Source organism: Sagittula sp. S175 (genome assembly GCF_049800975.1).
GTDB lineage: Bacteria > Pseudomonadota > Alphaproteobacteria > Rhodobacterales > Rhodobacteraceae > Sagittula.
The window spans coordinates 96639-109791 of the sequence record NZ_JBNAGB010000014.1; the positions used below are offsets into that span (position 1 = coordinate 96639).

13 protein-coding genes are annotated in these 13153 nt (G+C 63.4%); 3 read left to right on the forward strand and 10 right to left on the reverse strand.

What is annotated here, in order from left to right; all coding sequences use genetic code 11:
- The first annotated feature begins 109 nt into the window (after window positions 1-109).
- Window positions 110-940 carry a bifunctional allantoicase/(S)-ureidoglycine aminohydrolase gene (locus tag ACP16H_RS17130; protein WP_425073471.1) on the forward strand — a complete coding sequence of 277 codons (831 nt, stop codon included), beginning with the start codon at window positions 110-112 and terminating at the stop codon, window positions 938-940.
- 119 nt (window positions 941-1059) lie between these two features.
- Here the strand turns inward: ACP16H_RS17130 and ACP16H_RS17135 are convergent, their stop codons facing one another.
- Together ACP16H_RS17135 and puuE are read right to left on the reverse strand one after the other, a co-directional pair.
- Window positions 1060-2475, reverse strand: coding sequence for a uracil-xanthine permease family protein (locus ACP16H_RS17135; protein ID WP_425073472.1), 1416 nt, complete (start codon window positions 2473-2475; stop codon window positions 1060-1062).
- A 57-nt stretch (window positions 2476-2532) separates the two neighbouring features.
- Window positions 2533-3945 (reverse strand): allantoinase PuuE, encoded by a 1413-nt coding sequence (gene puuE / locus ACP16H_RS17140; protein ID WP_425073473.1) that lies wholly within the window; start codon window positions 3943-3945, stop codon window positions 2533-2535.
- Window positions 3946-4091: 146 nt separating this feature from the next.
- Here puuE and uraH point away from each other — a divergent pair, with 146 nt between their 5' ends.
- Window positions 4092-4445 (forward strand): hydroxyisourate hydrolase, encoded by a 354-nt coding sequence (gene uraH / locus ACP16H_RS17145; RefSeq protein WP_425073474.1) that lies wholly within the window; start codon window positions 4092-4094, stop codon window positions 4443-4445.
- On the opposite strand, the gene ACP16H_RS17150 is transcribed toward uraH, so the two are convergent.
- Window positions 4430-5359 carry a LysR family transcriptional regulator gene (locus ACP16H_RS17150; RefSeq protein ID WP_425073475.1) on the reverse strand — a complete coding sequence of 310 codons (930 nt, stop codon included), beginning with the start codon at window positions 5357-5359 and terminating at the stop codon, window positions 4430-4432. The genes uraH and ACP16H_RS17150 overlap by 16 nt on opposite strands.
- Before the next feature lie 98 nt (window positions 5360-5457).
- On the opposite strand from ACP16H_RS17150, the gene ACP16H_RS17155 reads away from it, so the two are divergent.
- The gene (locus ACP16H_RS17155; RefSeq protein ID WP_425073476.1) at window positions 5458-6708 is read left to right on the forward strand and encodes a urate hydroxylase PuuD; all 1251 of its coding nucleotides are present in this window, start codon (window positions 5458-5460) and stop codon (window positions 6706-6708) included.
- A gap of 96 nt (window positions 6709-6804) precedes the next feature.
- On the opposite strand, the gene ACP16H_RS17160 is transcribed toward ACP16H_RS17155, so the two are convergent.
- The 7 genes from ACP16H_RS17160 to ACP16H_RS17190 are packed head-to-tail and all read right to left on the reverse strand — an operon-like array spanning window position 6805 to window position 13082.
- Window positions 6805-8049 carry a flavin-dependent oxidoreductase gene (locus tag ACP16H_RS17160; protein ID WP_425073477.1) on the reverse strand — a complete coding sequence of 415 codons (1245 nt, stop codon included), beginning with the start codon at window positions 8047-8049 and terminating at the stop codon, window positions 6805-6807.
- A gap of 4 nt (window positions 8050-8053) precedes the next feature.
- Window positions 8054-8500: a cupin domain-containing protein gene (locus ACP16H_RS17165; protein ID WP_425073478.1), complete on the reverse strand. Its 447-nt coding sequence runs from the start codon at window positions 8498-8500 to the stop codon at window positions 8054-8056.
- A 23-nt stretch (window positions 8501-8523) separates the two neighbouring features.
- Window positions 8524-9210, reverse strand: coding sequence for an ABC transporter ATP-binding protein (locus tag ACP16H_RS17170; protein WP_425073479.1), 687 nt, complete (start codon window positions 9208-9210; stop codon window positions 8524-8526).
- On the reverse strand, window positions 9210-9962 hold the full coding sequence (locus tag ACP16H_RS17175; protein WP_425073480.1) for an ABC transporter ATP-binding protein: 753 nt from the start codon (window positions 9960-9962) through the stop codon (window positions 9210-9212). Before ACP16H_RS17175 ends, ACP16H_RS17170 begins: the two co-directional genes overlap by 1 nt.
- Window positions 9959-10948: a branched-chain amino acid ABC transporter permease gene (locus ACP16H_RS17180; protein WP_425073481.1), complete on the reverse strand. Its 990-nt coding sequence runs from the start codon at window positions 10946-10948 to the stop codon at window positions 9959-9961. The genes ACP16H_RS17175 and ACP16H_RS17180 overlap by 4 nt, the downstream gene beginning before the upstream one ends.
- Complete coding sequence (locus tag ACP16H_RS17185; protein WP_425073482.1) at window positions 10945-11865, reverse strand: branched-chain amino acid ABC transporter permease; 921 nt, start codon at window positions 11863-11865, stop codon at window positions 10945-10947. The genes ACP16H_RS17180 and ACP16H_RS17185 overlap by 4 nt, the downstream gene beginning before the upstream one ends.
- A 29-nt stretch (window positions 11866-11894) precedes the next feature.
- Entirely contained in the window at window positions 11895-13082 is a 1188-nt protein-coding gene (locus tag ACP16H_RS17190) for an ABC transporter substrate-binding protein (RefSeq protein WP_425073483.1), read from the reverse strand.
- Window positions 13083-13153 lie beyond the last annotated feature (71 nt).

Genomic DNA, 13153 nt, shown 5'->3' on the forward strand with positions numbered 1-13153 from the left:
CCCGCACCCGATTGTCAAATGCAGCCTTGAACTGCTCACCGTTTCCCGGGGGTTTCCCAAACAATCCCTCGGCGCCATAGTCGCGGCACATGCCTGCACAGGAGGCCTCATGTCACCGACCTACTACGCCCCCCACGGCGGTCATCCCGGCCAGGACCAGCTGCTGACTGGCCGTGCGATCTTTACCGAGGCCTACGCCGTCATCCCGCGCGGCGTGATGCGTGACATCGTCACCAGCTTCCTGCCGGGGTGGGAAGGGACACGCCTCTGGGTCATCGCGCGCCCGCTGTCCGGCTTTGCGGAGACCTTCAGCCAGTACATCATGGAGGTGCAGCCGGGCGGCGGTTCTGATGCGCCCGAAAGCGACCCCGAAGCGCAGGGCGTGCTGTTCCTCACGGAAGGCACCGCCGGACTGACCGTCAATGGTCAGACCCATACCCTGACACCCGGCGGCTACGCCTACCTGCCGCCCTCCAGCGGCTGGACCCTGCGAAACCCCGGCCCCGATACCTTGCGCTTTCACTGGATCCGAAAGGCCTACCAGCCCGCCCTGGGCCTCGACGCGCCGGAGGTGCTGATCCTGAATGAACAGGACATCGCGCCGAACGTCATGCCCGACACCAACGGCGCATGGGCCACGACACGCTTTGTCGACCCGAATGACCTGCGGCATGACATGCATGTGACCATCGTGACCTTCCAGCCGGGCGGGGTGATCCCTTTCCTCGAAACCCACGTCATGGAACACGGGCTGTACGTTCTTGAGGGCAAGGCGGTCTACAAGCTGAACGATGACTGGGTCGAGGTCGAGGCGGGCGATTTCATGTGGCTGCGCGCGTTCTGCCCGCAAGCCTGCTATGCAGGCGGACCGGGGCCGTTCCGCTACCTTCTGTACAAGGACGTGAACCGCCACATGCCGCTGCGGCCGTTCGGTCGGTAAAGCCCTCAGACACTACGTTCAAAGGCGGCCCTCGCAGGCCGCCTTTTCCTTTGTCCTCGCAATAGCAAAGGGCGGCGTGCCGGAACACGCCGCCCCTGTCGGTGTCGCAAGAAGCAGGATCACTCGCCCGGCAGGCTGCCCGCCCCGTGACCCGCCATGCCGCCCGAGACCTCCTCGGTGGCCTCATCCGCCAGTTCCTCCGGCAGGATCAGGTTCAACACGATGGCGATGACCGCGGCGGGCAGGATACCAGAGGTGGCCAGCACCTTCAGCGTCGAGGGCAGATATTGCAGCGCATCGGGTTCCAGCTGGAGGCCCAGACCCAATGACAGCGCGATGGCAAAGATCACCATGTTGCGACGGTTCCAGGCCACGTCCGACAGCATCGAGATGCCGGCCGCGACCACCATGCCGAACATGACGATGACGCCGCCGCCCAGAACTTCGATCGGCACGGACGAAATGATGGCCCCAACCTTGGGCATCAGCCCGCAAAGGATCAGGAAAATGCCGCCGATGGTCACCACATGACGGCTCATGACGCCGGTCATGGCGATCAGCCCGACGTTCTGGCTGAACGACGTGTTGGGCAGCGCGCCGAACAGGCCGGAAATCGCGGTCCCCAGACCATCGGCGAAAGTTGCTCCCTGGATCTCCTTGTCGGTGGCTTCACGGCCTGCGCCGCCCTTGGTGATGCCCGACACGTCACCCACGGTTTCCACCGCAGACACCACACCCATCAGGCAGAAACCAATGATGGCAGCGGTCGAGAACTCCAGCCCGAAGTGCAGCGGGTTCGGCAGGGCAAAGGGTGCGGCGCGCCCGACGTTGGCAAGGTTCACTTCGCCCAGGGCAAAGGCCAGGGCATAGCCTGCAAGCAGCCCGACCAGCACCGCCGAGACCGACAGCATGCCGCGTGCGTAGAACTTCAGGCCCAGCGTCACGACGATCACCGTCCCCGCCATCAGCCAGTTGACACCCGAGCCGTAGGCCGGGGTCCCGATGGCCGGAACACCGCCCGCCGCGTATTGGATGCCGACCTTGACCAGCGCGAGGCCGATCATCGTCACCACAAGGCCGGTGACCAGCGGCGGCAGCGCAAAACGCAGCTTGCCGATGAACAGGCCCAGCGTCGCATGGAACAGGCCACCGACGAGGATACCGCCCATCAGAACCGCAACCGCATCGACGCCCTTACCAGCGACGAGAGGGATCATGATCGGGATGAAGGCAAAAGACGTCCCCTGCACGATCGGCAGACGCGCGCCCACCGGACCGAAGCCGATGGTCTGAAACAGCGTCGCGATGCCTGCAAAGAACATCGACATCTGGATCATGTAGATCATCTGCGGAAAATCGGGCGAATTGGACCCGAACCCGAAACCCGCCGCGCCGCAGACGATGATGGCGGGCGTGACGTTCGAGACGAACATCGCCAGCACGTGCTGGATCCCCAAGGGGACCGCCTTGATCAGCGGCGGGGTATAATTCGGATCGCGGAGTTGCTCCGGTGTTCCGATGGATGCATCAGCCATTGTTGTTTCCCTCCCTGTGATGCGTTGCGCGCCGCCTCCTCCTGCGGTGCATTTATCTCAGCGTCCGAGCTTTTCGATCAGGCGCAGTTCCGCGATGCGTTCGACCTGTCGGCAGGCCTCGGCAAATTCCGTGATACGGTCATTGCGCAGCCGCCGTTCAAAGGCCGCGAGGATCGTGGCCTTCGTATTGTCCCGCACCGCGATGATGAACGGAAAGCCAAAGCGCTCCGTGTATTCGGTATTCAAGCGTGTGAAAGTCTCGCGCTCGTCGTCGGTCAGCATGTCCAGACCGGCCCCGGCCTGTTCGGCGGTGCTCTCGGCGGTCAACCGGCCCGCGGCGGCCAGCTTTCCGGCCAGGTCGGGGTGCGCGGTCAGAACGCCCAGACGCTGCTGTTCGCTGGCGGACCGGAACACGCGCGCCAAGGCATTGTGCAGCCCGATGGCGTCGTCGTGATGCGTCCCCAATTCCCGGTCATACGCGCCTTCCGCGATCCAGGGGCTGTGTTCAAAGATGCCGCCGAATTCCGCCACGAAAGTCTCGCGATCCATCTGCGAGGGACGAAGACCCGTCGCGGGTGGATTTTCGCGTGTCCAATGGTCGGCAATCTGCGCGCGGGTGGCAAACCAGACTCCGTCATGAGCGCGCATGTGGTCCAACGCCCGTTTCAGCGCCATCGCGCGACCGGGGCGGCCCACCAACCGGCAGTGCAGGCCAATAGACAGCATCTTGGGCGCGCCTGCCGCACCCTCGGCATAGAGCATGTCAAAGCTGTCTTTCAGATATCCTTCGAACTGCGCGCCATCGGTGAACCCGGCCTGAATGGCAAAGCGCATGTCGTTGCAATCCATCGTGTAGGGCACGATCAGTTGGTCCTTGCCGCCCGCCTGAACCCAATACGGCAGATCATCGGCATAGCTGTCGGCAATATAGGCGAAATCGCCCTCGGTGGCCGCCAGTTCGACCGTGTTCATGGAACACCGGCCCGTGTACCAGCCGCGCGGCGGTTCCCCCACGACCTCGGTGTGCAACCGGATCGCCTCGCGGATCTGGGCGCGCTCTTTCTCGGGCGGCATGTCCTTGTGCTCCACCCACTTCAGGCCATGCGACGCGATCTCCCACCCGGCTTCCTTCATCGCCTTCACCTGGCGCGGTGCGCGGGCGAGGGCGGTTGCCACGCCGTAAACCGTAACGGGCGTGTCCTTCAGCAGCGCATGGACACGCCAGAAACCGGCACGGCTGCCGTATTCATAGATCGTCTCCATGTTCCAATGCCGTTGCCCCGGCCAAGGCTGCGCTCCGGTTATCTCGGACAGGAAGGCCTCCGACGCCGCATCGCCATGCAGCACGTTGTTCTCTCCGCCTTCTTCGTAGTTCAGCACGATCTGCACGGCGATCTTTGCCCCACCCGGCCAGTTTGCCTGCGGCAGGTCAGGTCCATATCCGGCCATGTCTCGTGGGTATCGCTGCATTTATCGGCACTCCGTTTTGGCAGCTTGGTAAACCAGAAAATGCGCGAGTATTTTCAAAAAAAGCAATAAGCACCTGTACCAACTGTGGCTTTGTCAACAAAGCCGGGGCACAGCTAAATGACATGACCCAGCATCGGAGAGCGCAAATGACCGGATACCTCACGACCCATGTTCTGGACACCGCGCGCGGCTGCCCGGCCCAGGGCCTGAAGATCGAGCTGTTCCGCATCGACGGCGAAACACGCACACATCTCAAGACCCTGACGACCAATGACGATGGTCGCACCGATGAACAAATCCTGCCGGCAACCGAGTTCGCGACTGGCGACTACGAACTGGTGTTCCACGCCGGTGCCTATCTTGACGCCACAGGCACTCCGCCGGAAACTCCGCGCTTTCTGAGTGTGATCCCGATCCGCTTCGGCATGTCCGAGGCGTCGCACTACCATGTGCCGCTGCTGCTGTCGCCCTTCGGCTATTCTACCTATCGCGGCAGCTGAACCGGCGCGTCCGGCCGGAACGTGCCCGCGATCCGGTCTATGACGAACTCCATGAAAATGCGTGACTTCGGGTCTTGCCTGCGGCGATGCGTGAACAGGCAGGCCATCTGGATCGGCTCGGGCGGCGTCGCCTCGGCCACCGGAACCAAGGCACCGGAGCGCAGGTGTTCCGACACCTCGAACACCGGCTTCAGCACCACGCCCTGGCCCGCCAAGGCCCAGTCCGTCAGAACATCGCCGTCATCGCACTCGAACCGTCCCTTCACGGCAAAACGGCGCGGGCCGTCCTCCGTCATCAAACGCCACTGGAACTCTGCCGCGCCGGGAAAGCGCAGGTTCAGGCAGTCGTGCTTTTCAGAGATCAGCGCATCGCCGTCCGCAGGCTTGCCACGCCGCGCTATGTAATCGGGTGATGCACACAAGACGCGATCGACGTCCGCAATCTTGCGCATCCGCAAATTGCTGTCTTCCGGTTGGCCAAGGAAAAAGGCCAGGTCCAGCCCCTCGGTCGTCAAGTCGACCTTGCGGTCGGACAGACGCAGACGGACGCTGACGTCCGGATACTCTGCCAGAAATGGCGGCACCTGTGGCGCGATCAGTCGCCGCCCGACGCCAAGAGGCGCGGCGACATACAGGGACCCCTTCAGGTTCTCGGTGACATTGATGATCTGCGCCTCGGCACTGTCCACCGCCTCGAGGATCTCCGTCGCGCCCCGGTAAAACGACTTGCCATGCTCTGTGGGCGTCAGGCTGCGCGTCGTGCGCTGGAACAACCGAACACCGAGATGGTCCTCCAGCTGCGAAATCCGCGAGGAGGTGACCGCCGACGAGATGCGCAGATCCCGCCCTGCTGCGGACATGCTGCCCAATTCGTAGACACGAACAAAGGTGCGGATGTTGTCGAAGTAGGACATTGTTCGGAAATTTTTGAAGCTGCTTGGTCTTCCCTGCAAATAGCAGGCAAAATCGCTCTCGGCTACTGTCGCTGAGACAGCGGAAAAGCGAGGGACACATGTTCGAACTGGCCATCATCTGGGAATGGATCGCCTTCAGCGTGCGGTGGCTGCACGTCATCACCGCCATGGCCTGGATCGGGGCGTCCTTCTATTTCATCGCGCTCGACCTGATGCTGAAGCCCAACGCCGCCCTTCCCGAAGGAGCCTATGGCGAGGAATGGGAGGTCCACGGCGGCGGTTTCTACCACACGGTGAAATACCTCGTCGCCCCGGCGCGGATGCCCGAGCACCTGACCTGGCACAAGTGGCAGAGCTACACGACCTGGCTGTCCGGCGCGGCGCTGTTGATGATCGTCTACTGGGTGGGTGGAGAGTTGTTCCTGCTCGACCCGACCAAGGCCGAGCTGGCGCTCTGGCAGGGCATCCTGATTTCCGGGGCGTCGCTGACGATCGGCTGGCTGCTTTATGACCAGCTGTGCAAATCTCCGCTGGGCGAGAACCCGACGCTGCTGATGCTGATCCTATTTGCGATCCTCGTGGCAATGAGCTGGGGGTACAATCAGGTCTTCACCGGGCGCGCCGCGCTGCTGCACCTGGGCGCCTTCACCGCCACCATCATGACGGCGAACGTGTTCTTCCAGATCATGCCGAACCAGCGCATCGTCGTGGCCGACCTCAAGGCCGGGCGGAAACCGGATGCCAAGTATGGCAAGATCGCCAAGCTGCGCTCGACCCACAACAACTACCTGACGCTGCCCGTCGTCTTCCTGATGTTGTCGAACCACTACCCGCTGGCCTTTGCCACGCCCTATTCTTGGGTGATCGCCTGCCTTGTCTTCCTGACCGGCGTGACGATCCGGCACTACTTCAACACCATGCACAAGACCGGGAAGGGCCCGCACTGGACCTGGGCCGCGACGGTGCTCATCATGCTGGTCATCGCCTGGCTCTCCTCCGTTCAAGGTGGCGAGACATACGAGGAAAGCGAGGCCCGCGCGCTTTCGCCCTACGAACAACGTTTTGTCAGCGCCGAAAGCTTTGAAGATGCCTATTACGCCGTCGTCGGCAATTGCTCCATGTGCCACGCGCGGGAACCGGGCTGGGACGGCGTACCCCGCGCGCCCAAAGGCGTGCTGCTGGAGACTGTGGCCGATGTCGCCCGCCATGCGGACCAGATCTACATGCAGGCAGGGCGCACCCACGCCATGCCGCCCCCCAATGCCATCCAGATGGACCCCGACGCCCGCCGCCAGATCGTTGCCTGGTATCGTCAGGTCACCCTCGAAGAGCAGCCGGACGAAGGCTGACCGCGCTTGCACCGGCATCGGCAGCGATGGTGCCGGGCGAAAGATGGTGCCGGGACCTGCGCGAAACCACGGACATCGATGTGGTCTCGCACGATGCTATCTGGTGCCTGACAGCCTGACCCGTGCGTAGCCCGCCATCGTGGCATAGCCACCCACAATCGCCTTGCGGTCCTCGTGGGACAGCACGCTGTCGATTGACCTGAACCCCGCCGGAGCCAGCCGCTCGACCTCGTCGATCACCCTTTCCGGGCCACCGATGCGGTTGGTGTGCACCACCTCCGCCGTCTTCGGAAGGCGTTCCTTTTCGTATTGCCACAGCGCGGCACGCGGGTGTTCCGCCATGGCCAGCTGATCCGCCAGATATCGCGCATCAAGAATCGCCTGTGACGCCCCGTTCGATCCCACCGGGTACATGGGGTGGGCCGCATCGCCCAGCAGCGTGACGCGTCCGAAGGTCCAGCGCGGCAGCGGATCGCGATCCGCCATCGGATATTCAAAGATCGTGTCGGTTGCCTTCACCAGCGCGCCGATGTCCATGCCCGGCACGCTGAACCGCAGCGCGTGGGGCAGAACCTCGGAAAGCGGCGCCTTGCGCGACCAGCTGTCCGGCGGCGGCGTCGAGACGGCGGGGTCTTTGATCCGCACGTTCACCACCCAGTTCATCAGCTGTTTGCCCTTGGCCGCCGGGGCAATGGGGTACAGCACCAGCTTGCCGCCGAGGCCGCCGCCGATGGCCATGCTCTCGCCGTCTTCCCAGACCGGCCAGTCGGTCGCGCCGCGCCACATGACCACGCCCTGCCAGGACGGCGCGCCCTCGTTGGGGTAGAAATGCCGGCGCCCCGCGGAATGGATGCCATCGGCGCAGATCAGCACCTCGGCACGGTGCGAGATGGCATCGCCTCCCAGCACACTGTCGGTGAAATGTGCCGTTACGCCGCCGTCGTCCTGGATGAATCCGGCCAGCCTGCGCCCGACATGAACGGCCTTGTGCCCAAGCCGGTCAACGACCGCATCATGGATGACCTTCTGCAGCCGCCCGCGGTGGATCGAGAACTGCGGTACGTCGTGACCTGCGTGCATCCCGCGCAATTCGGACCAGACTTCCTGCCCCCTCTTGGTGAGGTAGGTCAGCTTGCGCGTACGTACGCCGACCTTGTCCAATGCGTCCAGCAGCCCCAACGCCGCCAGTTCACGGATCGCATGGGGCAGCACATTGATGCCGACGCCCACTTCGCGCACCTCTCGGGCCGCTTCGTAAATTTCGACCGGGATGCCGCGGGCATGCAGCATCAACGCCGTCGTCAACCCGCCAATGCCTGCTCCGGCAATCAGGACCGTCATGGACTTACGCCTCCTCGGGGGGCAGGAAATCGACCTCGTGCTTGGCCGAGACGGCGACCACGTCCGCCGGGTTGGCATCGGGGCCGAGGTTGTGCAGCGCCCAGAACAGGTCGAACAGCTTTCGCGTGGGCGCCACCCAGAAGAGGCATTTGATGGTGTGCTGCGTCTTGTTGTAGATGCCGTGCGGGATGCCCTTGGGCAGGCGGATCAGGTCGCCCGGCTCGGCATAGGTCTCCACCCCGTTGAGCAACACGTCAAAGCGCCCTTCGAGCACGTAGATGAATTCATCCTGAGTCGGGTGGATATGCGGCGGCACAAAGGTGCCCTTTGGCAGGGTCGCGTGCCAGGCCATCGACGCGTCAGAGCGCTGCTTTGGCACATAGGTCTGGCCAAGGATGTTCCAGGTGATCTCTTCGATGCCGCTGTTGGATTTCGTTACGCCAGGTATCATAGGGTATCCTCCGTGGAAGGGATTCAGACGTGAAGGAAACGGTCCTTCACCTCGGGGGTGGCGAGAATTTCCGGGGTTGTTCCGGTCCATGCGACGCGGCCCTTTTCGATGACGACGTGACGGTCGGCAAATCGCGCCAGCGCGTCCACGTTCTTGTCGATCACGAGGATCGCCTCACCTTCGGCCTTCAGCCGCTCGAGGCACCGCCAGATGTCGGCGCGCACCAGCGGGGCAAGACCCTCGGTCGCTTCGTCCAGCACGACCAGACGCGGGTTGGTCATCAAGGCGCGTCCGATGGCAAGCATCTGTTGCTCGCCGCCGGACAGCTGGTTGCCCATGTTGCGGCGGCGTTCCTTCAGACGCGGAAAAAGATCGTATATGCCGTTCAGGGTCCACTTGCCGGGACGGGCCGTCGCGCGCAGGTTTTCCTCGACCGTCAGGGTCGGGAAGATCTGCCGCCCCTCGGGGACGTAGCCCAGTCCTGCCTGCGCGATGCGATGCGGACCAGCCCCGGTCAGGTCCTCGCCGCCAATGGATACCCGCCCGCCGCGCGGTTTCAGCAGGCCAAAGATGGTCTTGACCGTGGTCGTCTTACCCATGCCATTGCGTCCCAGCAGCGTGACCACCTCGCCGGGATTCACGCTCAGGGAAATGCCGAACAGCACCTGGCTTTCGCCGTAGCCGCCTTCGAGGTCCGTGACATCCAGCATCAGGCGATCTCCTCTCTTTCACCGAGGTAGGCCGCGCGCACCTGTGGGTCAGAACGGATTTCGTCCGGGGTTCCGGTGGCGATGATACGACCGTAGACCAGCACCGAAACACGATCCGCCAGGGCAAAGACCGCATCCATGTCGTGTTCGATCAGCACCATGGTGATGCGCCCCTTCAGACGAGCAATGTTCTCCACGAAGCCCTCGGCGTCCTCGCCACCGACACCCGCGAGCGGTTCGTCCAGCAACAGGACCTTCGGCTCTGTCGCCAGCGCGATGGCCAGCTCCAGTCGCCGATGCTCGCCGTGTGACAGTGATTTCGCCTGAACCAAGGCGCGGTGATCCAGCCCCGCCTCGCGCAGCGCGGTCATGGCGGTCGCGTTCAGGGTCTCTTCGCCGGACACCGCGCCAAAAAAGCGGAAGGATGACCCGTGTCGCGCCTGAACCGCCAGTGCAACGTTCTCCAGTGCCGTAAAGCTCGGCAGGACAGAGGTGATCTGGAACGACCGCGCCAGTCCCAGTCGCACGCGCTCGGGCATGGGGACATGCGTTATATCGCGATCTCCCAGCCGGACGCTGCCACTGTCCGACCCAAGCTGGCCGGAAAGTTGCGCAATGAGGGTGGTCTTGCCCGCTCCATTCGGGCCGATGATGGCATGGATCTCGCCGGGGGCGACGTCGAGCGAGACGTGGTCCGTGACCTTCAGCGCCCCGTAATGCTTGCACAGATCGGTGACGGTGAGTCCGGTCATTCCTTGCCCCTCCCGATGCCAAGGCGGCGCAGCATCCCGGTGATGCCGTCCGACGAGAACAGCACCATCAGCACGAGGAACAGGCCGAAGAACAGCTTCCAGTGTTCCGACAGGATGCCGAGCCATTCCTCCAGCAACAGCGCCGCGACGGCCCCGGCGATCGGCCCAGCCAGTGTGCCGGTGCCGCCAAGGACAACCATGACGATCAACTCGCCTGACTTGTGCCAAGACATGAAGGCCGGAGACACGAACTGCGCCTGGTTGGCCAGAAGCACGCCCGCGATGGCGGTGATGCAGCCGGAAATGACAAAGGCCGTCAATTGGTAGCGGAACGGCGTGAAACCGATGGCTTCCATCCGGGTCGGGTTTTCGCGGATGCCGGTCAGAACGCGGCCGAACCGGGAGCCGACGATGCGGTGGCACAGGATGAAAAGGCCGATCAGCAGCGCAAGGGTCGTGTAGTAAAGCCCGATGTCAGAGCCGAGCAGATCCATGCCCAGCACGGTAGACCGCTGGACCAATGCAACGCCATCGTCTCCGCCATAGGCTGACAGCGAGATAAAGAAGAAAAAGGCCATCTGCCCGAAGGCAAGCGTGATCATGATGAAATAGACCCCGCGCGTGCGCAGCGAAATCGCCCCGGTAACAAAGGCAAAGACCGCAGCCATCGCGATGGCCGCCAGCATCTGCAACACCAGGTCATGCACACCGAAACTGGCAAGGATTGCCACGGCATAGGTGCCAAGCCCGAGGTAAGCCGCATGACCAAAGCTGACCATCGCGCCAAAGCCAAGCACGAGGTCCAGCGCCATCGCGGCAATGGCGTAGGCCAGGATACGGGTGCCGATCAGCAGGTAAAAGGGATCGTCCAGCGCAAGCGCCAGCGGTGGCATCATCGCGAAGAGTGCGAACAGCAGCAGCGCGGCCTTCACGCGACCGGACAGGGACGGGCGCGCCTTGGGCAGGGAAAGGGTCGTATCGCTCATGCGGGATTTCTTCCAAACAGGCCGGCTGGCCGGGCGAACAGGATCACGGCCATCAGGATGTAGATCAGCATGGGTGCCAGCACGCGGCCCACTTGTCCCGCCACCGACGGGTCGAGCACCGAGCGCAGCAGGATCGGCCCAAAGACACCGCCCAGCGTGTCGACCACGGCGACCAGCAGCGCACCGAGGAACGCCCCCTTGATCGAGCCGATTCCGCCGATCACGACGACGACGAAGGTCAGGATCAGAACGCTTTCACCCATGCCGGTGTCCACCGACAGGATCGGTGCCACGAGCGCCCCGGCCAGACACGCCAGCGTCGCGCCCAGAGTGAAGACAATCGCGAACAGCCGGTTGATATCGACCCCCAGCGCCGACACCGTGTCGCGATGCGTGGCCCCGGCCCGCAGCAACATGCCGACGCGGGTATAGTTCACCATGATGAACAGCCCCAGCGCCACAGCCAGACCGGCCACGATGATCGCGATCCGGTAGACCGGGTATTTCAGTGGCCCCATCAGAGGCACGGCGCCGGACAGAAGCTCGGGCATCGGCACCGACAGCGGCGAGACGCCCCAGATCATCTTGACCGCCTCACTGGCGATCATGACCAGACCGAAGGTCGCCAGCACCTGATCCAGATGGGACCGCGCGTAAAGTCTTCGCATCACCACCCGTTCAAGGACCAGCCCCACGACCACCGCCGCGGGTAGCGTCAGAGCCAGCCCCCACCAGAAACTCCCGGTGGCGGCGGCAAAGGTGGCGACCAGATAGGCCCCCACCATGTAAAGCACCCCGTGGGCGAGGTTGATTACGTCCATGATGCCGAAGACCAGCGTCAAGCCCGCAGCGATCAGGAACAGCAGGACACCCAGCTGCACCCCGTTGAGGAGTTGCAGGACAAACAGGTTCATCATGGACGTGATCCTCCTTCAGGCCCTTGGGATCACATCTTGCACTGGGCGGCGTAGTTATCGACGTAGTCGTCAAAGATCTTCTCCTTGATCGACGTGCCGTACATGCCGTCTTCGCGCTTCACCGCCTCGACGAGGTAGAAGTCCTGAATCGGGAAGTTGTTTGACCCGAACGAGAAATCACCGCGCGGGCTGTCGAAATCCGCCTCATGAATCGCCGCGCGCAGGGCATCGCGGTCGGTCAGGTCGCCGCCAAGCTTGCGCACCGCGCTGTCGATCAGCTGTGCCGCGTCATAGGCCTGCATGGCATAGGTGCCGGGAACCGCGCCGTACTTGGCAATGTAGCCGTCGACGAATTCCTTGTTGGCGGCATTGTCCATGTCCGGCGCCCAGTTCGCACCGCCCAGCATGCCCACGGCGGCGTCCTGCGTCGCGGGCAAGGTGGTTTCATCGACGGTGAACGCCGACAGGAACGGGATACCGCTCAGGCCAGCTTGCGCATATTGCTTCACCAGGTTCACGCCCATGCCGCCGGGCATGAAGGTAAACACCGCATCGGGCTGGAACGCGGCGATCTGCGCCAGTTCCGACGAGAAATCCAGCTGGCCAAGCTCGGTGTAGATCTCACCTGCGGTGCCGCCGGTGTAGCTGTGCTTGAACCCCGCCTGGCTGTCCTTGCCGGCCTGGTAGTTGGGCGTCATCAGGAACACGTTCTGATAGCCCATCTTCTCGGCATAGGCGCCCATGACCTCGTGGTTCTGGTCGTTCTGGTAGGACGTGGTGAAGAAGTTTGGGTTGCAGGCCTCACCCGCGAGGGTGGAGGTGCCCGCGTTGGTCGAGATCAGCACGGTCCCGGTAGAGGTGACCGGCTGCACGATGGCCATCAGGATGTTGGAGAAGATCGGGCCGACGACGAAATCGACATTGTCACGCACGACCAGTTCGCGCGCCTTCTCGGCGGCGAGTTCGGGCTTGCCCTCATCGTCGATGACGATGATCTCGGTCTTCATGCCGCCGATGTCGCCGATCTTCTCGGCGGCCAGCAGAAAGCCGTCGCGGGCCTGCGTCCCAAGCGCGGCGGGCGGGCCGGACAGCGTGTAGACGAGGCCGATTTTCAGCACGTCGTCATTGGCGGAGGCCGGAACGTCCTGAGCCATTGCCGCAGAGGCGAGGCCGGAAGCCAGCAAAGTCGAAGCAAGCAGTCGGGTGGTCTGGTTCATGATGAACTCCCTGGTTGAGGTCAGCGGCTTTTGCCGTCTGGTTGGGCGCAGGGGCTGGTGACCCCTTGGCC

What these genes read in the sequence shown, in the direction of transcription:
- ACP16H_RS17130 (WP_425073471.1), top strand. Translation starts at nt 110, where the DNA reads ATGTCACCGACCTACTACGCCCCCCACGGCGGTCATCCCGGCCAGGAC.
- ACP16H_RS17135 (WP_425073472.1), bottom strand. Translation starts at nt 2,475, where the DNA reads ATGGCTGATGCATCCATCGGAACACCGGAGCAACTCCGCGATCCGAAT.
- puuE (WP_425073473.1), bottom strand. Translation starts at nt 3,945, where the DNA reads ATGCAGCGATACCCACGAGACATGGCCGGATATGGACCTGACCTGCCG.
- uraH (WP_425073474.1), top strand. Translation starts at nt 4,092, where the DNA reads ATGACCGGATACCTCACGACCCATGTTCTGGACACCGCGCGCGGCTGC.
- ACP16H_RS17150 (WP_425073475.1), bottom strand. Translation starts at nt 5,359, where the DNA reads ATGTCCTACTTCGACAACATCCGCACCTTTGTTCGTGTCTACGAATTG.
- ACP16H_RS17155 (WP_425073476.1), top strand. Translation starts at nt 5,458, where the DNA reads ATGTTCGAACTGGCCATCATCTGGGAATGGATCGCCTTCAGCGTGCGG.
- ACP16H_RS17160 (WP_425073477.1), bottom strand. Translation starts at nt 8,049, where the DNA reads ATGACGGTCCTGATTGCCGGAGCAGGCATTGGCGGGTTGACGACGGCG.
- ACP16H_RS17165 (WP_425073478.1), bottom strand. Translation starts at nt 8,500, where the DNA reads ATGATACCTGGCGTAACGAAATCCAACAGCGGCATCGAAGAGATCACC.
- ACP16H_RS17170 (WP_425073479.1), bottom strand. Translation starts at nt 9,210, where the DNA reads ATGCTGGATGTCACGGACCTCGAAGGCGGCTACGGCGAAAGCCAGGTG.
- ACP16H_RS17175 (WP_425073480.1), bottom strand. Translation starts at nt 9,962, where the DNA reads ATGACCGGACTCACCGTCACCGATCTGTGCAAGCATTACGGGGCGCTG.
- ACP16H_RS17180 (WP_425073481.1), bottom strand. Translation starts at nt 10,948, where the DNA reads ATGAGCGATACGACCCTTTCCCTGCCCAAGGCGCGCCCGTCCCTGTCC.
- ACP16H_RS17185 (WP_425073482.1), bottom strand. Translation starts at nt 11,865, where the DNA reads ATGATGAACCTGTTTGTCCTGCAACTCCTCAACGGGGTGCAGCTGGGT.
- ACP16H_RS17190 (WP_425073483.1), bottom strand. Translation starts at nt 13,082, where the DNA reads ATGAACCAGACCACCCGACTGCTTGCTTCGACTTTGCTGGCTTCCGGC.